The 22,352-nt window shown below is 39.8% G+C and carries 21 protein-coding genes; 14 read left to right on the top strand and 7 right to left on the bottom strand.

What is annotated here, in order from left to right; all coding sequences use genetic code 11:
- The first annotated feature begins 51 nt into the window (after positions 1-51).
- The 4 genes from yihA (at position 52) to LY11_RS16255 (ending at position 5,328) form a co-directional block, all read left to right on the top strand.
- Positions 52-678 (top strand): ribosome biogenesis GTP-binding protein YihA/YsxC, encoded by a 627-nt coding sequence (yihA, locus tag LY11_RS16270; RefSeq protein ID WP_111634701.1) that lies wholly within the window; start codon positions 52-54, stop codon positions 676-678.
- Between the two features lie 15 nt (positions 679-693).
- Positions 694-1,560, top strand: coding sequence for a UbiA-like polyprenyltransferase (locus tag LY11_RS16265; RefSeq protein ID WP_111634700.1), 867 nt, complete (start codon positions 694-696; stop codon positions 1,558-1,560).
- Between the two features lie 4 nt (positions 1,561-1,564).
- Positions 1,565-3,280: a M3 family oligoendopeptidase gene (locus LY11_RS16260; RefSeq protein ID WP_111634699.1), complete on the top strand. Its 1,716-nt coding sequence runs from the start codon at positions 1,565-1,567 to the stop codon at positions 3,278-3,280.
- An 89-nt stretch (positions 3,281-3,369) separates the two neighbouring features.
- Positions 3,370-5,328 carry an amino acid permease gene (locus tag LY11_RS16255; protein ID WP_111634698.1) on the top strand — a complete coding sequence of 653 codons (1,959 nt, stop codon included), beginning with the start codon at positions 3,370-3,372 and terminating at the stop codon, positions 5,326-5,328.
- 51 nt (positions 5,329-5,379) lie between these two features.
- On the opposite strand, the gene LY11_RS16250 is transcribed toward LY11_RS16255, so the two are convergent.
- From LY11_RS16250 to LY11_RS16235, 4 genes are all read right to left on the bottom strand, one after another.
- Positions 5,380-5,565, bottom strand: coding sequence for a hypothetical protein (locus LY11_RS16250; RefSeq protein ID WP_211321576.1), 186 nt, complete (start codon positions 5,563-5,565; stop codon positions 5,380-5,382).
- Positions 5,566-5,595: 30 nt separating this feature from the next.
- Positions 5,596-5,895, bottom strand: a complete 300-nt coding sequence (locus LY11_RS16245) for a DUF6266 family protein (protein WP_111634697.1) — start codon at positions 5,893-5,895, stop codon at positions 5,596-5,598.
- 97 nt (positions 5,896-5,992) lie between these two features.
- Positions 5,993-7,174 (bottom strand): S41 family peptidase, encoded by a 1,182-nt coding sequence (locus LY11_RS16240; RefSeq protein ID WP_170132706.1) that lies wholly within the window; start codon positions 7,172-7,174, stop codon positions 5,993-5,995.
- A 57-nt stretch (positions 7,175-7,231) separates the two neighbouring features.
- Entirely contained in the window at positions 7,232-7,957 is a 726-nt protein-coding gene (locus LY11_RS16235) for a porin family protein (RefSeq protein ID WP_170132705.1), read from the bottom strand.
- A gap of 498 nt (positions 7,958-8,455) precedes the next feature.
- Between LY11_RS16235 and LY11_RS16230 the strand changes: the two genes are divergently transcribed.
- From LY11_RS16230 to LY11_RS16190, 9 genes are all read left to right on the top strand, one after another.
- Positions 8,456-8,974, top strand: a complete 519-nt coding sequence (locus LY11_RS16230) for a T9SS type A sorting domain-containing protein (protein WP_245952800.1) — start codon at positions 8,456-8,458, stop codon at positions 8,972-8,974.
- A gap of 127 nt (positions 8,975-9,101) precedes the next feature.
- Positions 9,102-9,713, top strand: coding sequence for a fumarylacetoacetate hydrolase family protein (locus LY11_RS16225; protein WP_111634694.1), 612 nt, complete (start codon positions 9,102-9,104; stop codon positions 9,711-9,713).
- A 5-nt stretch (positions 9,714-9,718) separates the two neighbouring features.
- The gene (locus LY11_RS16220) at positions 9,719-11,440 is read left to right on the top strand and encodes a M23 family metallopeptidase (protein WP_111634693.1); all 1,722 of its coding nucleotides are present in this window, start codon (positions 9,719-9,721) and stop codon (positions 11,438-11,440) included.
- 2 nt (positions 11,441-11,442) lie between these two features.
- On the top strand, positions 11,443-11,904 hold the full coding sequence (gene bcp, locus LY11_RS16215; protein ID WP_111634692.1) for a thioredoxin-dependent thiol peroxidase: 462 nt from the start codon (positions 11,443-11,445) through the stop codon (positions 11,902-11,904).
- 244 nt (positions 11,905-12,148) lie between these two features.
- Positions 12,149-12,994, top strand: coding sequence for a transketolase (locus LY11_RS16210; RefSeq protein WP_111634691.1), 846 nt, complete (start codon positions 12,149-12,151; stop codon positions 12,992-12,994).
- 62 nt (positions 12,995-13,056) lie between these two features.
- Complete coding sequence (locus tag LY11_RS16205) at positions 13,057-14,013, top strand: transketolase family protein (protein ID WP_111634690.1); 957 nt, start codon at positions 13,057-13,059, stop codon at positions 14,011-14,013.
- A gap of 3 nt (positions 14,014-14,016) precedes the next feature.
- A complete protein-coding gene (locus tag LY11_RS16200; RefSeq protein WP_111634689.1) occupies positions 14,017-14,577 on the top strand; it encodes an RNA polymerase sigma factor in 561 nt (186 codons plus the stop codon).
- A gap of 85 nt (positions 14,578-14,662) precedes the next feature.
- Entirely contained in the window at positions 14,663-15,388 is a 726-nt protein-coding gene (locus LY11_RS16195; RefSeq protein WP_111634688.1) for a hypothetical protein, read from the top strand.
- Positions 15,389-15,397: 9 nt separating this feature from the next.
- Complete coding sequence (locus LY11_RS16190) at positions 15,398-15,841, top strand: hypothetical protein (RefSeq protein WP_111634687.1); 444 nt, start codon at positions 15,398-15,400, stop codon at positions 15,839-15,841.
- Here LY11_RS16190 and LY11_RS16185 read toward each other — a convergent pair whose 3' ends face one another.
- On the bottom strand, positions 15,842-16,762 hold the full coding sequence (locus LY11_RS16185; protein WP_111634686.1) for a DUF58 domain-containing protein: 921 nt from the start codon (positions 16,760-16,762) through the stop codon (positions 15,842-15,844).
- A gap of 40 nt (positions 16,763-16,802) precedes the next feature.
- Between LY11_RS16185 and LY11_RS16180 the strand changes: the two genes are divergently transcribed.
- Complete coding sequence (locus LY11_RS16180; RefSeq protein ID WP_111634685.1) at positions 16,803-17,324, top strand: hypothetical protein; 522 nt, start codon at positions 16,803-16,805, stop codon at positions 17,322-17,324.
- Positions 17,325-17,414: 90 nt separating this feature from the next.
- On the opposite strand, the gene trxA is transcribed toward LY11_RS16180, so the two are convergent.
- Entirely contained in the window at positions 17,415-17,732 is a 318-nt protein-coding gene (gene trxA / locus LY11_RS16175) for a thioredoxin (RefSeq protein WP_111634684.1), read from the bottom strand.
- A gap of 72 nt (positions 17,733-17,804) precedes the next feature.
- Positions 17,805-22,238, bottom strand: a complete 4,434-nt coding sequence (dnaE, locus tag LY11_RS16170) for a DNA polymerase III subunit alpha (protein ID WP_111634722.1) — start codon at positions 22,236-22,238, stop codon at positions 17,805-17,807.
- Positions 22,239-22,352 lie beyond the last annotated feature (114 nt).

Here is a 22,352-nt window from a genome sequence, read left to right as displayed (position 1 = left end):
GTGTGTCGCAAAGATAAGTATTGTTGAAAACTAATTTTCTACCTTTGTCAAATGATTATAAAATCAGCAACATTTATTTGCAGTAATACCAAGATTTCGGCACTGCCAGTAGCCAACATGCCCGAATATGCTTTTATTGGCCGCTCAAACGTAGGAAAGTCGTCCCTGATCAATATGCTTGTTAACCAGCATGGATTGGCAAAAACGTCTCAAAAACCAGGAAAAACACAGCTAATTAACCACTTTTTGATCAATGAGAAGTGGTATATCGTCGATTTACCAGGTTATGGATATGCGAAAGTTTCTAAAAACAGCCGTGAAAGCTGGGAAAAATTCATCCGTAATTACATCACCAAAAGAGAAAGTTTACAGTGTGTATTCGTTTTAATTGACAGTCGTATCCCGCCACAAAAGATTGACATCGAGTTTTGCTGCTGGATGGGAGAGATCCAGATCCCGTTTGTACTGGCCTTTACCAAGACCGATAAGCAGTCGACTTCTAAAACACATCAGAATATAGCGCTGTTCAAAAAAGAACTTTCAGGATGGTTTGAAGAAATTCCGCCGATATTTACGACTTCGGCAGAGAAATTAGTTGGAAGAGACGAGATCCTGAACTTTGTTGATCAGACCAATCTTGATTTTGCAATGCCTATCCTTACGCCAGAAGAAGATTAATAACAGCATTTTTAAATGAAGAAGTATTTTTCACTCGTGCTTTTTGCACATTCAGTCTTCGCATTACCTTTTGCGATGATTGGTTTCTTTTTAGGAGTTACCACTACGGATCACCCTTTCAACTGGGTGATTTTGTTGTTAGTACTCCTTTGTATGGTATTCGCCAGAAACTCTGCCATGGCCTTTAACAGGTATCTGGACAGAGACATTGACGCGAAGAACCCGCGGACAAACATGCGTGATATTCCTGCAGGAAAGGTTTCTGCGAATGAAGCATTAATTTTTGTGATTGTGAACTGCGTACTTTTCATCGTGACCACAGCATTCATCAATCCATTATGCCTGTACCTCTCTCCTGTTGCCCTTTTTGTCGTCCTGTTTTATAGCTATACCAAAAGATTTACCGCTTTATGCCATATGGTACTCGGACTGGGCTTATCCCTCGCTCCTATCGGTGCCTATATTGCAGTAACTGGTCACTTCGCATTGGTTCCTGTCCTGTATTCGCTTGCCGTATTATTCTGGGTAAGCGGATTTGACATTATCTATGCTTTGCAGGATGAAGAATTTGATAAAGGAGAGAAATTACACTCGATCCCTTCCGCGCTTGGCAGAAAAAAAGCGCTCAGATTATCTGAATTCTTACACGTCCTGTCTGCGATCTGTGTCATCTTACCGATTGTATTTTCCACTTTCAGCTGGGCCTACTACCTTGGCGTGACCTTCTTTTGTTCGATGTTAATTTATCAGCATCTGCTGGTTAAACCCAACGACATCAGCAAGGTAAACAAGGCATTTGCAACGACAAATGGGTTCGCCTCTGTAATTTTTGCAGCCTGCTTTTTGCTCGATGCTTTTTTAAGAACAATATTCAAATTCTAGACCGATGAGCGATCTTATCATTACGAAAAAAATCAGGACTTATATTCCGCAGACGCTGGAGATTAAATGGGAAAACCTTTCTCCTGTACTGGATGAACTGTTAGACAGAAGAATTGCCAATGCCGGCGAGCTTGAAAAATGGCTGAAAGACAAAAGTGAATTTGAAGCGGCACTGGAAGAAGACTTTGCCTGGAGATATATTAAAATGAGCTGCGACACTGCCAATGAAGAATTGGTAAGCAGCTTTCAATATTTTGCTACCGAGATTGAACCAAAAATCTCTCCGGTTGCCAATTTATTAAATCAAAAACTGGTAGACAGCCCATTTATTGATGAGCTGGACCAGACTAAATACTTTGTTTATTTACGGGCGATTAAAAAAGCACTGGAGATCTACAGAGAAGAAAACGTAGCACTGTTTACGAAACTACAAATCACCCAGCAAAAATACCAGGCCACTACTGGTGCGATGAGTGTGGTGATCAATGACAAAGAATATACTTTAGAGCAGGCAGCTGTTTTAACAAAGGATATAGACAGAGCGGTGCGTCAACAGACATGGGAAACTATCCAGCAGCGCCGTCTGGTAGATAAAGATGCTTTAAACATTGTGTTTGATGAGTTGGTAGCAATGCGTCATGAGGTTTCTCTGAACGCTGGATTTGAAAACTACAGAGACTATATGTTCCAGGCTTTAGGCAGATTCGATTATAGCGCGAAGGATTGTTACGCATTCCATGAAGCGATAGAAAAAGAAATCGTACCTATTTTAAAAGAACAAGCAGACAAAAGAGCAGAATTATTAGGACTGGAAGAATTGAAACCATGGGATATGGAAGTCAGCACTTCTGGCAAAGCAGCCTTGAAACCTTTCAAAAACGGGGAAGAGCTGATTGAGAAAACCATTGCTGCTTTTAATGCGATCGATCCTAAATTAGGCCACATGCTTTCAATTATGAAGGCAAACAACCTGTTTGATGTAGAAAGCAGAAAAGGTAAGGCTCCCGGAGGATATAACTATCCGCTGGCCGAAACTGGTGCGCCGTTTATTTTCATGAATTCTGCAGGCTCATTGAGAGATCTGACTACGATGGTTCATGAAGGCGGACATGCAATCCATACTTTTTTAACTGCAGACCTGGAACTGAATGACTTTAAACACTGTCCTTCGGAAGTTGCAGAACTGGCATCTATGAGTATGGAATTAATTTCTATGGATCAATGGGATATATACTTTGATAACCCTGCAGATCTGATCCGTGCGAAAAAAGAACAGTTACAAGATGTACTGAAAACTTTGCCATGGGTAGCAGTGATTGATCAGTTCCAGCATTGGATCTACACCAACCCTACCCATAACGCTGCCGACAGAGAGGTTGCTTTCAAACAGATCTATGAAAGATTTGGTGCAGGCTTTTCTAACTGGGATGGTCTGGAGCAGGAGTTTGGTAACATCTGGCAAAAACAACTGCATCTTTTTGAAGTTCCTTTCTACTATATAGAATATGCGATTGCACAGTTAGGCGCGATTGCGATCTGGAAAAACTACAAAGAGAACCCTGAAAAAGCGTTACAGCAATATCTGGATGCACTGGCGCTTGGTTATACTAAACCAATGAATGAGATTTACGAAACTGCGGGTATCAAATTCGATTTTAGCAGCGGATATATTAAAGAACTGGCTTCCTTTGTAAAAGAGGAATTAGATAAATTAGATTAATTTTTTATACTTTGAGCCAATTGATGCCTGTCTGTATTTCAGACAGGCATTAAGCTAACCTAAAACCACATCTAACCGAATTGCCCATTATGTTTGAAAATCTTTTCAGAAAAAAGTCTATTACTAAAATATTAGAAGATGCCGAAAAGGGCTATGGCGATCATGGCGCATCTTTAAATAAGACACTGGGTGTAAGAGATCTTACTGCTTTTGGAATTGCCGCCATTATTGGTGCGGGAATTTTCAGTACAATTGGAAAGGCAAGTGCCGACGGTGGCCCTGCAGTAATTTTCCTATTTATATTTACGGCTGTAGCTTGTAGTTTTGCGGCTTTTGCTTATGCAGAGTTTGCTTCTATGGTTCCTGTTTCCGGAAGTGCCTATACGTATTCTTATGTAGCTTTTGGAGAATTGGTGGCCTGGATTATCGGGTGGTCACTCATTATGGAATATGCGATTGGAAATATTACCGTCGCCATTTCCTGGTCTGATTACTTCACGGGTTTACTCTCCTCGATCCGAATACCGGCATTAGGTATAAACGGGATTAACCTTCCGGACTGGATGACGATGGACTACCTGACAGCTTTCAATGGTCATAAGCACGCTGAGGCCATGCTGAATGCGGGTAAAAGCTTTGCGAACCTGGATGATGCCACCCGTATTGCGAACAATGCCTGGGCTACTGCGCCTACTATCGGAGGTTTCCATATCGTAGCCGATTTACCTGCTTTAGGGATTATCATTCTGATTACCTGGCTGGTATACAGAGGGATGAAAGAATCCAAGAATGCGAGTAATGCGATGGTGATTGTGAAGCTTGCAGTGATCTTGCTGGTACTTTCTGTAGGTGTTTTCTATGTGGATACGGAGAACTGGAATCCTTTTGCGCCGAATGGTGTTTCTGGAATCCTTAAAGGTGTTTCTGCGGTATTCTTCGCCTATATTGGTTTTGATGCGATCTCTACGACTGCTGAAGAGTGTAAAAACCCGCAGCGGGATTTACCAAGAGGTATGATGTGGGCGATCATTATCTGTACTGTTCTTTATGTAGCGATTGCGCTGGTATTAACAGGTATTGTAAAGTATGATCTGCTGGCTGTGGGTGATCCGCTGGCCTTTGTGTTTGATCATATCGATTTAAAATTAATGAGTGGAATTATTGCGGTGAGTGCAGTATTTGCGATGGCGAGTGTATTGCTTGTTTTCCAAATGGGCCAGCCAAGAATCTGGATGAGTATGAGCCGTGATGGTTTATTGCCCAAAAGGTTTTCTAAGATCCACCCTGTTTATAAAACACCTTCATTTGCAACTATCGTAGTTGGTTTTGTAGTGGCTGTACCTTCTTTATTCATGAACCTGACCATTGTGACAGATTTATGTTCTATCGGTACGCTGTTCGCTTTTGTACTGGTTTGTGCGGGGGTATTGGTGTTGCAAAACAAAACTGATATTCCAAGGGGTAAGTTCAAGACTCCTTATGTAAATTCAAAGTTTATCATTCCTGTTGTTTTTATTGGGGCGATCATTTCTGGTTTCATCTTTTTTAAGGCAGAAATGACTTCTTTCATTACCAATGAGACTAAGGTGCATGATCCGATCAGTTTCATTACTTCGCTCGATAAAACGGAGTTGAATAATGTGAAACAGGAAATTATTGCAGCACAGAAGGTATCTAATGTGATCGAGAAAAATGTTGATGCGGAGGCTTATTTAAATGGCCTGAGTACAGAGCAGTATAAGAGTTTTATTGAGAAGAGTGCAGTGAGTACGGATAAGAAATTTGAAAGCGGCTGGGCTTTGTTTAAACACAAAATCCCGATGTGGATCTTCTTCTTTATTTGCGTGGCGATCACTTATTTCTGTATTACACACAACCTGTCTCTGATCCCGGTATTGGGTTTACTGAGCTGTTTGTATATGATGTGTGAGCTGGGTATTTCTAATTGGATCGGATTTGGAATCTGGCTGGTGATCGGACTGGTTGTTTATTTCTTATATGGTTTTCACCATAGTAAGTTGAATGTGAAGAATCAGCCGGCGGTATAGTTCAGCAAAATATTATAAGCTCTGTTTGAGGATTAGTCAAACAGAGCTTTTTTATTCAGAAAGAATTCGATAAAGTTCAAGGTTGAGGTAATAGCTGTTCCCCTGAACAACTCTTTTTTCCAGAACTCCCATTTCTATTAAGGTTTCCAAATATTTTCTTGCCGTATTCTTTGCATATACTCCAGCAGAAGTAAAATGTTTGATTTTGGTAAAAGGCTGGCTAAATAATGCTTCCACTAATTTTTCAGGTCTTAAAATATTTCCCCCTCACTTCTCCTGCCAGCATTCAGCTGAAATTTCGTATTCCGCTTTATCGGGATCATAAGCCATTAGCATAACCTGATCATTTTGGTGTATACCTTTTACAGTAAAGCTGGCATCCCATTTAAAAGTTAAACCTTTCTCAACTATGCTTACGTGAACATTGGCAGTAAGCGGCATTTTACCCTGGCTGAATAAAACTTTCGCAAGATCTATTTGCTTGTCAGGATAACTACTCGAAATGGCATTTAATCTATTGTAAGAACTCGCTATAGCCACTAACCAGGGAGTAATTAGCTTTGTCATTACCCCAAACAGCCGGCAACAAGAAAATAAACAGGCACAAAAAAGCCGCCTTCCTATTTCACAAACATAGAAGGCGGCTTTAATTAATTAAGATCTCTTACTGTGGAATCAAGCTGATCGCTTTCTCCAATTGCGGATCAGTACCTGCATCCAGCGCAGCTTTATTATATTTAACTTCTATATCTGGCGGGAAACCAATTCCTTCGTATAATTTTCCATCGACATAACGTAACGCCGTTGAAGAAGTATAAACCAAACTTAAGAACCCGGTCTTAAATTGTCCACTATTATAATAGTCGTTATTTGCTAACAAAGGGCCATTACCACCCCAGGTACGCTCACCTACAAATTTCACATTTCCGCCCGGCATCGCCTTTAAAGCCATTGTCGTCATTTCCGCCATACTCACTGAATTTAAATCAGCCAGTACAATAATCGGAGCAGTAAATAACTTCGCATCTTTCCCCGGATGAACTGTTGCAGGTATCCATGGCGTATAATCCAATCTTCCGTTTCCAATTTTTGAACGGGTAGCACCGATAGGGAACTCCTTATCCGTTAAACCGCCCACCAGCAAATCCAAATCAGAAAGATAACCACCACCATTACTTCTTACATCAATAATTATCCCTTTTAAGCCTTCCGGTTTTTTTACCTGATCAAAGTAATACTGTAATGCTTTCTGTGCATTGTTAGGCGTTGGCGAATCATTGATTACATTTAAACTGAACTCGTTAAAATGAAGATATAAGATATTGCCTTTAATCTTACCTGCAACAGCAAAGAACTGGTCTGTAGCCGATAGATTAACAACTCCTTTAACATATCCTTTATCCAGATATTTTGGAGGAATGGTGCTGTAAAAGAAGTTAGGGTTAATATTACCGTGGTAATCAGGACTCTTTTGATGTCTTGCATCAGACGGACTGATATAAGTTGCTGAATCTTTCACATACTTACTGTTAATTCTCAAAGCATAGTGTGAATCTATCAAAGTAGAAGTCATTTCTTTAAAATAAGTATAAGATTTTCTGACATCCGTCGAATCGTTGATATTCATCTTTGCAAATATTGGCTGATATTTACGGTAGATTTCATCCCAGTTTGTAGGGTCAGTATCCCAAAAGATATAGTTATTGTTCATTCCATTCCAGTAAGCCTCAAAAGCTTCACTGAAACTACCTGTAATATAACGTTCAGGCTGGTTGATTTGAGGCGACTCTTTACGGCAGGAAGCCAGTGCACTCACAAAGCAGATACCCAGTATCAGCTGGAGCATATTTTTATATAAAAATAGATAGGTTGATTTCATAAAAATGTAATAATGATGAATAAATTATTTGCCTAAACGGTACATACAACCCACCTGGATAACATAGGTATCGTTGTAACGTGGAATCTGGTTGATCATGTAGTTTTTCTGCTGATCTGTTAATCCGCGGTAATATCTCGCTTCCGCAAAAATCTCATACCTGGGTTTAAGCTGATAACTTACCCCTGTTCCCACCAATACGCCTAATTCTATTCTGCGGTCACGGCGGCTGTCAAAAGTAAACTTCTCATTATAGTTATAACCCGGCTCACCATCCAGAATACTTGGGGTTTCTGTGCCATCTGGAAGATCATATTCTTTAGCAAAAGTATTAATCTGAGTGCCTTTAATACGGGATGAAGACCAATAGCCGGCATATCCACCCAAGTTTAGAAACCCTTTCAGCTTCTGGCCGCCAAACGTGAAATGTGCCATCACAGGAAGTTGAATGTAGCTGTTCTTGTTCGTATGGTTAATTCCTTCGAAATAACTGCTGCGCACAATTTTATAGCTTTTTTGAATGTACTGCGGATCTGCTTGTATGGCAAACCAGTTGTTCAGGTCATATTTAACAGGTATCCCGATGTTAAATCCATCAAGCGGTTCATACTTGGTAAAAGCCCTGAAGCCAATGTTGGTAATGATGTGGTTTTTGTTGTAACCACCTTCCAGTCCGATAGAGAACTGGGCATGTGAAGTGAGCGTCCCGGCAATTATGCCCAGACCTAAGAGTAAACATTTTTTTTTCATAAGTATTAGATTTAGCAGATTTAATCCTTTGTTCTCCAGACCAGCTGTATATTTAAAATTCATTTGGCTGTTCCCCGAAAGACGAATGCGCAATGCTATATAACTATAAACTAAAATGCAACTTAATGTCATTTTAGCACACCACTTTGTATAAAAAAGATACTATTAAGCTTTTTTACTCCAGGTGAACAGCCTGAATAAAAAGAAATATCTTGTTCAACAACGTAATTATGCTGCAAAGAATAGTCATGAATAGAAATTAACAATTGTATTTATAGTATTCTAAAGCCATTTAAGGGAAAAATCAGGTGGCAATATAGAAAATTTAACAATAACTTTAAAAATAAATCAACAGAATTAAATAGCCGCTATTCTATCCAAAAAAGGCACTATTTTAACAATTGAATAATCGACAACTGTTAAAATGTGTTAAATATTGTCCTGAGTACAAAAAGATTAATTATTGTGTAGAATTATTCATTACTTTTGTTGCAATAGATGAATATAAAAACTAAAACGGTCTCACTGATTTACATAATTTGCATACTTTGCATCAGTGTCTGCTGTGGATCAACAGTTTTTGCCCAGCGTTCAGATAGTATCGGTACAAATTCCAAATACAAAAGGATTGTTAAGACCCCTCAAATCAGAGGTGATGTCCCTTCTTACAAGCCAAGTTACCTGCCTGGTTCATCTTTAAGCCCTTATAACAGCCTTCTTTCGCACGGCAGATCAGCCAGCGGCAGACCAGATAAAATTCTTTCAGTCCTTAAAGTTTACCCTAACCCGGTTGATGACCAGATTAATCTGACGATCCGTCTGGAACGTGAGTCTAACCTGTCTATTAAGATCATGGATTTATTAGGCAATGAGGTTGTCACTTTATCTAATGAGCGCCTGTCTGCAGGTGAACAAACTAAAACTTTCACCATCCCTAACCGGTTGAACAGCGGGATCTATTTCCTTCGTTTTGTTGCCGGCTCAGAGACTGTCGTGAAACGTATTTCTATTCTATAAGCTGAATACCCGTTTAAACTCAGCTAATTTTACGCATCAATCTTTTTTTTACCGGATATAATTTACTTTTACGCATCATGCAAGCTGCATGTGAGATAACAGACGTTTTTTATATACCTGAAACAGAATGAAGATAATTGCTATTGGCCGTAACTACGCTGCACACGCTAAAGAATTAAATAACCCGCTCCCATCAAGCCCTGTGATCTTTATGAAGCCGGAAACAGCCGTGCTTAAAGACAATAAACCTTTTTATATTCCTGAATTCTCATCAGATGTACATTATGAACTGGAAGTTGTTTTGAAGATCAATAAAGAAGGTAAACATATTGCAGAGAAATTCGCAGCCAATTATTATGATGAAATTGGTTTAGGCATTGATTTTACAGCGCGTGATCTTCAATCTGCTTTGAAAGAAAAAGGGTTACCGTGGGAACTGGCAAAGGCTTTTGACAATTCGGCTGCTGTGAGTCATTTTATTCAGAAAACAGCGCTTGCTGATATTAAAGCGATACCTTTTGAGCTGAAAGTAAACGGAGAGAGCCGTCAGATTGGAAATACACAAAATATCCTGTTCTCTTTTGATCAGATCATTTCTTTTGTTTCACAGTACATCACGCTTAAAAAAGGAGATCTGATTTTCACAGGAACTCCTGAAGGTGTTGGCCAGGTGCATCCGGGCGACAAACTGGAAGCATGGATGGGTGAAGAACAGTTTCTGAATTTCGATATAAAATAAGTTTAATGATCAAAAAAAGTATATTCCTGCTGGTTCTGGTTGTATTTGCAATCAGCACACAGGCCCAACAAATTTTTAGTAACAATAAATATCCGCTGGTAGACTTCCGCACACCGCTTGATATAGTCCCCCCGGCATTGGCAGGGTCTTTTGGTGAGCTGAGAGGGAATCATTTTCACTCGGGAATAGATTTCCGCACCAATCAGCGTGAAGGGTATCCTGTGCACGCAATTGCAGACGGTTATGTTTCCAGAATGAGAGTGCAGAACAGTGGGTTCGGCCAGGCTATATATTTAGTTCATCCGAATGGCTATACTTCTGTATATGGCCATATATCCCGTTTCGCACCTAAAATTGCAGAAGCAGTAAAGGCTTTGCAATATCAGAAAAAGACTTTTGAGCTGGATGAATTTCCTGCGGCAGAATCATTTCCTGTACATAAGGGTGATATAATTGCCTACTCAGGAAACAGGGGCAGCTCGGGAGGCCCCCATCTTCACTTTGAAATCAGGGACTCCAAAACAGAAAACACCATTAATCCGCAACTTTTCGGGATTCAGATTCCAGATAATATTCCGCCGGTTATTTATGCTTTGTACTTATATAAGCTGAATAAAAAGCCTTTCAATGAATATACACCCAAAACTTTTTTCCAGGTAACTGGCGGAGCAGGGAAATATAGCATCGGTAAAACCGAGCCGCTCAATATCAGTGGTGAGGTTGGCTTCGGCATTACCGCTACAGACAGACATAATGGCGCTTCAGGTATTAACGGCGTATATTCTATTGAACTGGAAGTGGATGGCAAAACTGTTTTCACATCTTCTTTAGAGAAGTTTGCTTTTGAAAACAGCAAGGCGATTAATTCGCATATCGATTACCCGGCTTATATGACAACCAAAAGAAGTATCCAGAAGAGTTTTGTAGATCCTGGAAATCCTTTGCAGATCTACAGCAACCTGGTCAACAGTGGCCGGATTGAATTTAAGGACCAGCAGGTACATGAACTGAAATATATTGTAACAGATGCCAAAGGGAATAAAAGTATCTTGCCATTTACCGTAAAATCAGATGGGCAGACTGTGATTTCTACGCCGGACCAGCCGGACGGTATTCCTTTCTTTTATGCGAAAGAGAATGAATTTGCCGCGGATGGTGTTAAAGTGGTCTTACCGAAAGGAACTTTATATAATGATTTCAATTTAGTTTATAAGGTTAAGCCAGAGCCTGCAAAAGGTGCTTATTCTCCAGTTTACCAAATTCACAATAACCTGACCCCTTTGCATGTTGGTTTTGATTTATGGATTAAAGCAGATGCCCGTTTAGGTGCATTGAAAGATAAAGCGGTGATTGTCAGTACTAGTGGTGCATCGCAAGGCGGAGTTTTCGAGAATGGTTATGTAAAAGCTACCCCCCGGAACTTCGGCAGTTTCTATATTGCTGTTGATACTATCCCTCCTTCAATTATCCCGGTTAACATTGCTGATGGTAAAAATATGAGCGGCATAGCTAAAATGGTTTTTAAAATCCGTGACAACCTTTCAGGTATTAAAAGCTTTAATGGCTATATTGATGGCAATTGGGTTTTGATGGAATTTGACACCAAAACTGCTACCTTATGGCACTCCTTTGATGAACGTACCGCAGTTGGAAAACATCAGTTTAAATTGGTTGTGGAAGACATGAAAGGAAACAGTAAAACGTATTCAATTAATTTTATAAAATAATTATGAGTGAATTAAAAGAAGGTCAGAAAGCTCCTGAGTTTACCGCAGCAGATCAGGATGGGAATACAGTCTCTCTGGGTCAGTTTGCAGGTAAAAAAGTGGTTTTATATTTTTACCCGAAAGATGATACTCCTGGTTGTACTGCTGAGGCTTGTGATTTCAGGGATAATTACCAGGGATTAACAGCGAAAGATATTGTCGTACTGGGTGTAAGTGTTGATGATGAGAAGTCACATCAGAAATTTGCGGCTAAACATAGTCTTCCTTTTACCTTATTGGCCGATATTGATAAAAAGATTGTAGAAGCGTATGGTGTATGGGGAGAAAAGAACATGTATGGTAAAAAATATATGGGCACCAACCGTACTACTTTTGTAATTGATGAAAATGGTGTAATTGCACATATCATTAAAAAAGTTGATACTAAGAACTCAACAGCACAAATTCTGGAGTTATTAAAATAATCAGGGGCTGTTTTATTTTAAAATTTTCAAACGCTGTAAATACATAATATCACATCTAAATGGTATTTCAGGCCTTTTACATTAAATAATAAATGATAGCAATAAACTATATTTGCTATCAATAGATAAATAATCCAATTTAAATGAACCCGATAGCATTAAAATAGCTGTTAAAACCGCAAGGCAAGACTTATTTTAATCCTCAAAGGCTCGATCTGACAAAAGAAGACAATAAATAAATTAGATGAAACATACAATCAATGAATTAGAGGACATTGTTTCTCAGGTACGAAGAGATATTGTAAGAATGGTACATGGCTGCCAGTCCGGACACCCGGGTGGATCACTTGGTTGTGCAGAGTTCCTGACAGCTTTATATTTTGAAACCATGAACCACTCCACAGATTTTAAAATGGATGGTGCAGGCGAAGATTTATTCTTCCTTTCCAATGGTCACATTTCTCCGGTATTTTATAGCGTGCTTGCCCGTTCTGGTTATTTCGAAGTTAGTGAATTAGCGACTTTCAGAAAATTAAACTCCCGTGTTCAGGGCCACCCGACTACACATGAAGGATTACCTGGTATCAGGATTGCTTCGGGATCTTTAGGTCAGGGTATGTCGGTTGCAATTGGTGCAGCTTTAACCAAAAAATTAAATAAAGATCATTCTTTAGTCTTCAGTTTACATGGTGATGGTGAATTACAGGAAGGACAAAACTGGGAAGCTATTATGTTCGCTCCTCACAATAAAGTTGATAACCTGATCTCTACTATTGATTATAACGGACAACAAATTGATGGTCCTACAGAGAAAATATTATCATTAGAGAACTTACAGACTAAATTTGAAGCTTTCGGATGGCATGTAATCACTTCTAATGGAAATAACATGGAAGATATTGTTAAAGCTTTGGAATATGCTAAATCACTTACGGGTAAAGGCAGACCAATCTTAAACTTAATGAGCACTCAAATGGGTTATGGTGTAGATTTCATGGTAGGTTCACATAAATGGCATGGTACTGCGCCTAATGATGAACAGCTTGCTTCTGCTTTAAGTCAGAACAAAGAAACATTAGGGGATTATTAATTCATAACCATTAAACTACGTCCGTCTTGTTCAGGATAGAGGGGCGATAAAAAAGATATTACATGAAAAAATATACATATTCAGAAAAAAAAGATACCCGTTCTGGTTTTGGTGCTGGTTTACATGAGGCTGGTCAGAAAAACCCGGATGTGGTTGCACTTTGTGCGGATCTGAAAGGTTCTTTGAAAATGGATGCTTTCGCGGATGAGTTTCCGGAAAGATTTATCCAGATCGGAATTGCTGAAGCCAATATGATCGGAATTGCAGCAGGTATGACTATCGGAGGAAAAATTCCTTTCACAGGTACTTTCGCAAACTTTTCTACAGGAAGAGTTTATGACCAGATCAGACAGTCTGTTGCTTATTCAAACAAAAACGTTAAAATCTGTGCTTCTCATGCTGGTTTAACTTTAGGTGAAGACGGTGCAACCCACCAGATTCTTGAAGATATAGGCTTGATGAAAATGTTACCTGGAATGGTTGTGATCAATCCTTGTGACTATAATCAAACTAAAGCTGCTACTTTAGCTATCGCTGAGTATGAAGGCCCTGTTTACCTGCGTTTCGGCAGACCAAGTATTCCTGTATTTACTGATCCTGATCAAAAGTTCGAAATCGGTAAAGCGTGGATGGTTAACGAAGGGACTGATGTAACTATCGTTGCCACCGGACACATGGTTTGGAAAGCAATTGAGGCTGGTGAGCAGTTAGCTGCTTTAGGTATTGATGCAGAAATTATAAACATTCACACGATTAAACCGTTAGATGAAGAGGCGATCTTAAAGTCGCTTAAGAAAACAGGTTGTGTTGTGACTTGTGAAGAGCACAATAAATTTGGTGGATTAGGTGAAAGTGTTGCGCGTTTATTGTCAACAGAACTTCCTTCTCCACAAGAATTTGTGGCTGTGAATGATAGTTTTGGTGAAAGCGGAACTCCTGATCAATTGATGACTAAATACGGACTGGATACAATTAACATTGTTGAAGCAGCTCAAAAAGTTATAAAAAGAAAAAAATAATAGATGAAGCAGGTTGAAGATGATGAAATACTGGCGAAGTTCTCTGTAGAGCGCACGCGCAATGAAGCCTTTAACCTGCTTATCTCCAAATACCAGGAAAAAACTTATTGGCATATCCGCCGCCTGGTTATAGATCATGACGATGCGGATGATCTTGTTCAGGAAGTTTTTATTAAAGTCTGGAAGAATCTATCCAAATTCAGGAGCGACTCTAAGTTGTATACCTGGATTTACCGGATCGCAACAAATGATTGCATTACCTTTTTAAACAAGAAAAAACAGCGTAACAATATCCCTCTGGATGATGTTTCTGCTGAATTATCCGAAAGTTTAGTCGCTTCTTCTTATTTCAATGGAGACAAGATCCAGATGAAGTTACAGCAGGCGTTACTGACACTTCCAGAGAAACAGCGCCTGATTTTTAATATGAAATACTACGATGAACTCAAATATGAAGAGATTTCTGAAATTCTGGGAACGTCTGTAGGTGCATTAAAAGCTTCCTTCCATATTGCTGTAAAGAAAATAGAAGTTTTTATGCTAAATGAAGACATTACCTTTTAAACCTTTTGTGATTTTAAGCATCCATATAGCAGGTAAATTCAGGAAGACCTGATGTTATCATCCTGCAATAGCTAAATTATTTACAATGAAACACGATATAGAAGACAATGAATGGAAACAAGAAGCGCCTTATCTCGCTTCTCTTGAAAAAGAAAATCCATTTGGCGTTCCACAGGAGTATTTGAATACCTTACCTGAGTTGATTCATGGCGCTATTTACGTCAATGAATTGAAGGAGGCTATTCCTATGTCCGGATTTATCGTACCTGATCAATATTTTAACATTTTACAAGATTCTATTTTTGCCGAAGCAACAGGTAACGGTTTACAAGATCTACCGAAGGCTGAAGGTTTTCATATACCTGATTTATATTTCCAGAAATTACAGGCTAATATCCTTGCAAAAACTGTAGCCTCAGATTTTCCAACTAAAGCCATTGAGCAGGATCAGCATGTACAGTTAGTTGAGGCGGATTTTTTTGCTAAAACGATTGTCAATACTGCTTCTGAAAAACATGAACCGAAGTTAATTCGTCTGTGGCATAATGACCTGGTTAAATATGCTTCAGCAGCCTGTTTCATCCTGGTTACTGCATTTGGACTTTATTTAAATCAGCAAAATTATACTACCGAAAGCAGAAATGCCGATTTGGTTAGCGAACAAACTATATATGATCTGAATGAACAGGATATTATTGATCATATAGAAGGAAATAATGTAGACGTATCAAATGACAACACCGCCAATGCGGATCTGGAAACTTATATTTTAAACAATTATTCTCAAAGTGATCTGTCCTCAGCATTATAATTAAATATCATGAAACACATACTTGCCATTGCTTTCATATTATCCCTTCCCTTTCTGGCGGCTGCACAAAGGGGCGAAGGAAGAAGTAAGGAAATAGAAGCTTATAAAAATACTTATCTCAAAGAAAAATTAGAGCTGACTCCGGAAGAAGCAAAGATATTCTGGCCAATTTATAATTCGATGCAAAGCGAACAGGGTGAGTTACGCCAGGAACGCAGAAAAAACATGATAAGCTTCAGAAAGAGTACGGAGATTGAAAACCTTTCGGACACAGAAGTAGAAAGCCTGATCAACAATGAGCTCAATTTTAAACAGAAAGATTTAAATATTGACCGCAAGTATTATAATAAATTAAAAAGCAGCCTGCCTATCAAAACTGTAGGTAAATATTACCGTGCAGAGCAGACTTTTAAAAGAGAACTATTAAGCAGGTACAGAGAAGGTAAAAAGTAATTAATTCATTTTTTGTCTCTTGATCAGATAGGCAGCCAATATGTTTGAAAAACCTGCTGCAATGTCTGCATCAATCAGATCAATCTTATATTGCGCACATTTTAACGTAAGCATTTGCCTGTAATCCCCATACGCTTTTAAATAAGCTTCCTTAACAGTGGCTGCATTTGCTTTTAGTAATTCCCCTGTTTCCATATCCACAAATTGATAAGGTCTGTTCTCAAAATTGAAGTCTACTTCTTTGGCTTTATCACTCACATTGAAAATGATAACTTCGTGCTTATTAAATTTTAAGTGCTGCAGGGCGGAGAACAAGTCTTCCTGATTGTTGTCTGTATGGTTTGTAGTTAAAAGATCAGTAAAAATAATGACCATAGAGCGCTTGTGCACCGAGTCTGCTACTTGGTGCAAGGATGTACTTAATTGTGTCGCAACGTTGAGCTTAGGGATTTTTAATGCCTCTTCTAAGTGCGTGAATAAATACTTCTGGTGCATGGTCGTCGATCTGGCGGGAGTATTTAAAATCAGTTGATCTGTAAATAAGCTTAATCCAAAGGCATCCCTTTGTTTTTTCAGCAGCTCAATCAGGGCAGCTACCGCCTGCACAGAAAAAGTAAGTTTGTTATACTCTCCCTGCGGAAAATACATTGAGGAAGAAGTATCAATTACAAACTGGCAGCGCAGGTTTGTCTCTTCTTCATATCTTTTGGTATAAAGCTTATCAGTCCTGGCAAATAACTTCCAGTCAATGTTCCTGACATTATCACCACTATTATAGGCCCTGTGTTCAGCAAATTCCACAGAAAACCCGTGAAAAGGGCTTTTATGTAATCCAGTTATAAATCCTTCAACGACCTGCTTAGCGAGTAACTCCAGGTTGCTGTTAAATTGATATTCCGACTGGTCTGTATGCGTGCCCATTTTGTAAATTTAATAAAAGAAGTCTAACTTGCTAGTCACAATGAATATCTCTCCAAATCCCGTTCAAACTGAATCGCCGCTTCATCGCTTATTGTTAAGAGGAATCGTACTCTTCTATTCCCTGTTATTCCTCTGCGGATTAATCTCCTCTGCATATTTTCTGGGTGGTATTGTCGAATTGAAACCTATTCCGATGCTGGGCTTATTAAAGTATATTTTATTATGTATCCTTTTCCTGGTGCTTTTGGTTAACGCATTAAGGGCTATCACCTTAAATTCAGCACATCTTAGCCGTTTATCAAGCAGTACAGGGAATTTCAAATGGCTGTTTACATTGGCTGTAGTGCTTTGCATTGCGGCAAAGGCAGGTTTATTTGATTTGAGCAGAGCCCATCCTGTTGAAATTTCCTATATCCAGATCGGCATATTAACTGTGGTTGCCGTTTTCTGCTATTGGAGCGGCGGATTACTAAAGGGCGAAGAGTTAAAAGAAGAAGAGCTCAGGGGAGAGGAAAATGTTTTTGAAGAAAGCGAAGCAGAGGATTTACCAGAAGAGCATTAACACTATAAGGGCATAAATTGTAAAATGGTCTGTATAAAAAAAGCCGTCCCTAAACAAATAGAGACGGCTATTCTATATATATCGGGTTGATTACAATTGCTTGTCCAATTTACCAGCTAATACCGATTTTGGAACTGCACCAACTTGTTTATCAACTACTTCACCATTTTTGAAGAATAACAACGCAGGGATGTTACGGATACCAAACTGAGTAGAAATCTGTGGGTTATTATCCACATTTACCTTACCCACGATTGCTTTTCCTTCGTATTCTTTTGAGATTTCATCTACTACCGGACCTACCATGCGACATGGACCACACCATTCTGCCCAAAAGTCTACTAAAACGGGTTTATCTGATTTCAACACAACTTCCTCGAAGTTAGCGTCTGTGATTTCTATAGCCATAATTCTTATTTTTATTTATACAAAGATATAATCAATTGTAATGCCACCATATTTTCTAATGCCAAAATGACATTAGTTCAACTTATAACTCACCACATTCAGCTCTTTCAGCTGTTCCAAAAACGCGTTATCAGGGTTGATCTTCAGCGATTTAGAAGGAAGATCAAGCGAAACATTTTGTTCCCGATCGTACACAATAAAATTCAATTGACAGTTTTGTTGTTCTGTATTTTCTTTATTCTCTGCAATGATCGCCAGGATTTGAGTAATAATCTGATCATTAATTCCCTGAATTGGAATCTGTATTGTGATACATTTAGCCAGCTTATCTCTTAAGTCAGATAAAAGGGCTATAGAAGTGATTTTAAACTCCCAGTCGCCTTCTTTACGGAAGCGTTCTCCCACACGGCCACGGATTTGCAGGAAATAACCATCGGTCATAAATTGCTTGAATTTCACAAAGTCTTCTCCGAATAAGGCCAGTTCACAACTGTCGTTATAATCTTCAAAAACAATAGTACCAAAAGGTTTCCCGGTTTTAGTCATCCGTTGTGCGGAGAGGACAACCAATCCACCGACTACTAATTCCCTGTTTTTTAGTTGTTCAAACTCTGCCAATACGTCTTCATTTGTATCTCCCATCCGTATTTTATTCACTACAGCGAGGTGACGAACGTTGTGCTGACAGAATTCTTTCAGCTCTAATTTATAATTATCGAGCGGATGCCCGCTCAGGAAAATCCCAATCGCATCTTTCTCGTATTTCAGTCTGTCTATTAAAGTCCATTCTGCGGCAACTGGTAATGTAGGCTCATTAATCAGGTCTGCAACCGTACCGCCAAATAGCGAAGATTGCGCAGAAGACTCACTGTTCTGGAAATCATTGGAATATTTGATCAGCTTTTCAATACCGTTAAGCTTATCATTAATCCCTACAAAGAAGAATTGTGCCCGGTGAAAGCCGAAACTATCAAATGCGCCGCTATATACGAAACTTTCGTAGGCTTTTTTATTCACCGTCCTGGTATTGGAACGTCTGGCGAAGTCATAAATACTATTGTAGAATCCACCGTTAGTGCGCTCTTCGATGATACTTTCTACGGCTTTCTCCCCTACTCCTTTAATTCCGGAAAGACCAAAACGTACCTCTCCCTGGGGATTTACAGAGAACTTCAAAATAGATTCGTTCACATCCGGGCCAAGTACTTTTACCCCCATTTGTTTACATTCTTCCATGAAAAAGGCCACCTGCTTAATATCACTCATATTATTGGTCAGTACCGCAGCCATATATTCTGCCGGGTAATGTGCTTTCAGATAAGCGGTCTGGTAAGCGATCCACGCATAACAGGTAGAGTGAGATTTATTGAAAGCGTAAGCAGCGAATGCTTCCCAATCTTTCCATATTTTCTCCAGTGTAGCCGGGGCATGTCCTTTTTCTGCTGCCTGAGTAACAAATTTAGGTTTCATCTTATCCAGTACGTCCTTCTGTTTCTTACCCATCGCTTTACGCAGTACGTCGGCCTCACCTTTGGTAAAACCGGCCAGTTTCTGTGATAAAAGCATCACCTGCTCCTGGTATACTGTAATTCCGTAAGTTTCTTTCAGGTACTCTTCACAAGCGTCCAGATCATATTTAATTTCTTCTTCACCGTTTTTCCGGCGTACAAAAAGAGGAATATACTCTATTGGTCCCGGGCGGTACAGTGCGTTCATGGCAATTAAATCTCCGAATACGGTAGGCTTTAATTCCTTCATGTATTTCTGCATTCCGCTGGACTCGTACTGGAAGATACCAATGGTTTCCCCGCGCTGGAACAATTCGTAGGTTCTAACGTCATCTATAGGGAATTCATCAGGATCGAGCTGTATACCGGTTCTTAAGCGAACCAGTTTAACGGTATCTTTAATCAGGGTCAGTGTTTTCAGCCCCAAAAAGTCCATTTTCAGTAGTCCCGCGCTTTCTACTACAGAGTTATCAAATTGCGTAACGTACAGATCGGAATCTTTGGCCATGGCCACGGGTACGTAATTGGTAATGTCGTCTGGTGTAATAATTACGCCGCAGGCATGGATACCGGTATTTCTTAACGAGCCTTCCAGTATTCTGGCTTGTTGTATGGTTTCGGCACTTAAGCTTTTGGAGTCTGCAATATCTTTCAGCTCCACAACTTTCTCGTATTCATCTGCGCGCAAAGCCCCCCGGAGTGATTTCTCATCGAGGTTAAAGATCTTGGCCAGCTTCAGGTTGGGGATCAGTTTAGCTATTTTATCAGCTTCAAAAAGTGGCAGGTCTAATACGCGGGCTGTATCCTTAATAGAGGACTTGGCCGCCATTGTACCATAGGTGATAATTTGGGCCACCTGGTTTGAGCCATATTTTTTGATTACGTAATCCATAACACGGCCCCTGCCCTCGTCATCAAAATCGATGTCAATATCGGGCATGGATACACGGTCAGGATTCAGGAAACGCTCAAAAAGCAGATCATACTTCAGCGGATCAATATTAGTGATCCACAAGCAGTAAGCGACTACGGAACCTGCAGCGGAACCACGGCCCGGGCCTACAGAAACATCAAGGTTCCTGGCTTCCCTGATAAAATCCTGCACAATCAGGAAGTAACCCGGATAACCTGTTTTCTCAATAGTCTGAAGCTCAAAGTCCAGACGTTCTATAATTTCCGGAGTCAGTTCTCCGTATCTTTTTTCTGCCCCTACAAAGGTAAGGTGGCGTAAATATTTATTCTCGCCTCTTTTCCCTGCGTCGTCTTCATCTTCCTGCACAATAAATTGTTCAGGAATATCAAATTTAGGTAAGAGTACTTCTCTGGCAAGTTTGTAGATCGATATTTTGTCTACCACCTCCTGAATATTTAAAATTGCTTCCGGAAGATCCGCAAACAGCTTTTTCATTTCCTCTGAAGATTTGAAATAATATTCCTGGTTGGGTAAACCGTAACGGTATCCGCGCCCCCTGCCTATTGGTGTTGCCTGCTTTTCAGCGTCTTTTACGCAAAGTAAAATATCATGTGCGTTGGCATCTTTTTTATTGATGTAATAGGTATTGTTTGTGGCAATCAGCTTAACTTCATGTTTTTGAGCTAAGGAGATCAGCGTTTTATTCACGACAGTTTCATCATCCTGGTTATGGCGCATAATCTCCATATAGAAGTCTGCACCGAATAATGATTTCCACCAGATTAATGCTTCTTCTGCCTGGTTTTCCCCCATATTCAGGATCTTACTGGCTATTTCACCGTAAAGATTTCCAGAAAGCACAATAATGTCTTCTTTGTATTGTTCAATAACATTCCTGTCAATCCTTGGGATATAGTAAAATCCTTTGGTATAAGCGATGGAAGACATTTTAGCGAGGTTGTGGTAACCTGTTTTATTCTTGGCCAGCAGAACCATCTGGTAGCCGTTGTCTTTACGGGATTTATCAAGGTGATTTTCACAGACAAAGAATTCACAGCCTACAATTGGCGTAATCGGCACTTCTGAGGGCTCTTCTCCTTTTTCTATGGCTGCATTATTCCTGGCTTCCACGCCTTTATTATGATTAAGCACCTGGTTCACAAAGTGAAAGGCCCCCATCATATTGGCGTGATCGGTCATGGCCACGGCAGGCATTTTATCAGCCGCTGCTGCAGCAATCAGACCTGGTATATTAATGGTAGACTGCAAGACTGAAAACTGCGTATGGTTATGCAGGTGGACAAATGTTGCGTCTTTAAGTTCTTGCTGGTTGTCTTTTAAGTCTTGTTTTGATAAACCCGGGCCTTCGGCTTTGGCTTGTCTTTTCCTGATTTCATCGGAAGCCGCTTTAAGGTTAATGTGCTGAATCCCTGCACTTGGGATCACAGCTGGCTGACTGGCTATAAAGGAACGGATGTACTCCTGATCGGCATGAAGCTGTTCAGGGGTAAAGGTTTCCATTTTAACTAATTGAAGGAAACAACGCGTGGTTGCTTCCACATCTGCGGTTGCGTTGTGTGCTTCTGCAAATGGAACGCCAAATAAGTAACTGTGTAATTCGGTCAGCGTAGGCAGTTTAAACCTGCCCCCTCTTCCTCCGGGAATCTTTAATAAGTTAGCGGTAACTTCTGTACAGGTATCCAGAACGGGCATCTGGGCCATCGGGCTCTCTATACCCATCCGGTAGAATTCAGAGCCCATAATATTGACATCGAAGCCAATATTCTGTCCTACTACAAATTTAGCTTTGGACAGGGCAATGTTAAATTTCTCCAGTGCTTCACGAATATCAATACCTTGTTCTGTGGCTAATTCTGTAGAGATACCGTGGATACGTTCGGCATCGTATGGAATATTAAATCCATCGGGCTTAACCAGAAAGTCCTGGTGTTCAACCAGGTTTCCTAACGCATCGTGCAGCTGCCAGGCAATCTGAATACACCTTGGCCAATTGTTGGTATCGGATACGGGTGCATTATAATTGGCAGGAAGACCTGTAGTTTCGGTATCAAAAATTAAATACATAGAAGGGTAATTATGAATCCCTGTTCTCTGGTTATTATCCCTCAAACAAAGCGAGGTACAAAATTACGGTTTTTTAAGAAGCGGTTGAAATTTACCTGATAAAATTGTTGTGCT

It is taken from the genome of Pedobacter cryoconitis (assembly GCF_003259615.1).
Taxonomy (GTDB): domain Bacteria; phylum Bacteroidota; class Bacteroidia; order Sphingobacteriales; family Sphingobacteriaceae; genus Pedobacter; species Pedobacter cryoconitis.
Note: the sequence above shows the minus strand (reverse complement) of the source record. Positions and strands in the feature narration are given on the sequence as shown.

Bases quoted from the DNA above. Each gene is read 5' to 3' on its own strand.
- LY11_RS16230 (WP_245952800.1), top strand. From the start codon at position 8,456: ATGAATATAAAAACTAAAACGGTCTCACTGATTTACATAATTTGCATA.
- LY11_RS16225 (WP_111634694.1), top strand. From the start codon at position 9,102: ATGAAGATAATTGCTATTGGCCGTAACTACGCTGCACACGCTAAAGAA.
- LY11_RS16180 (WP_111634685.1), top strand. From the start codon at position 16,803: ATGAATATCTCTCCAAATCCCGTTCAAACTGAATCGCCGCTTCATCGC.
- LY11_RS16205 (WP_111634690.1), top strand. From the start codon at position 13,057: ATGAAAAAATATACATATTCAGAAAAAAAAGATACCCGTTCTGGTTTT.
- trxA (WP_111634684.1), bottom strand. From the start codon at position 17,732: ATGGCTATAGAAATCACAGACGCTAACTTCGAGGAAGTTGTGTTGAAA.
- LY11_RS16260 (WP_111634699.1), top strand. From the start codon at position 1,565: ATGAGCGATCTTATCATTACGAAAAAAATCAGGACTTATATTCCGCAG.
- bcp (WP_111634692.1), top strand. From the start codon at position 11,443: ATGAGTGAATTAAAAGAAGGTCAGAAAGCTCCTGAGTTTACCGCAGCA.
- LY11_RS16185 (WP_111634686.1), bottom strand. From the start codon at position 16,762: ATGGGCACGCATACAGACCAGTCGGAATATCAATTTAACAGCAACCTG.
- LY11_RS16245 (WP_111634697.1), bottom strand. From the start codon at position 5,895: ATGACAAAGCTAATTACTCCCTGGTTAGTGGCTATAGCGAGTTCTTAC.
- dnaE (WP_111634722.1), bottom strand. From the start codon at position 22,238: ATGTATTTAATTTTTGATACCGAAACTACAGGTCTTCCTGCCAATTAT.
- LY11_RS16220 (WP_111634693.1), top strand. From the start codon at position 9,719: ATGATCAAAAAAAGTATATTCCTGCTGGTTCTGGTTGTATTTGCAATC.
- LY11_RS16210 (WP_111634691.1), top strand. From the start codon at position 12,149: ATGAAACATACAATCAATGAATTAGAGGACATTGTTTCTCAGGTACGA.
- LY11_RS16190 (WP_111634687.1), top strand. From the start codon at position 15,398: ATGAAACACATACTTGCCATTGCTTTCATATTATCCCTTCCCTTTCTG.
- LY11_RS16235 (WP_170132705.1), bottom strand. From the start codon at position 7,957: ATGAAAAAAAAATGTTTACTCTTAGGTCTGGGCATAATTGCCGGGACG.
- LY11_RS16240 (WP_170132706.1), bottom strand. From the start codon at position 7,174: ATGCTCCAGCTGATACTGGGTATCTGCTTTGTGAGTGCACTGGCTTCC.
- LY11_RS16255 (WP_111634698.1), top strand. From the start codon at position 3,370: ATGTTTGAAAATCTTTTCAGAAAAAAGTCTATTACTAAAATATTAGAA.
- LY11_RS16195 (WP_111634688.1), top strand. From the start codon at position 14,663: ATGAAACACGATATAGAAGACAATGAATGGAAACAAGAAGCGCCTTAT.
- LY11_RS16265 (WP_111634700.1), top strand. From the start codon at position 694: ATGAAGAAGTATTTTTCACTCGTGCTTTTTGCACATTCAGTCTTCGCA.
- yihA (WP_111634701.1), top strand. From the start codon at position 52: ATGATTATAAAATCAGCAACATTTATTTGCAGTAATACCAAGATTTCG.
- LY11_RS16200 (WP_111634689.1), top strand. From the start codon at position 14,017: ATGAAGCAGGTTGAAGATGATGAAATACTGGCGAAGTTCTCTGTAGAG.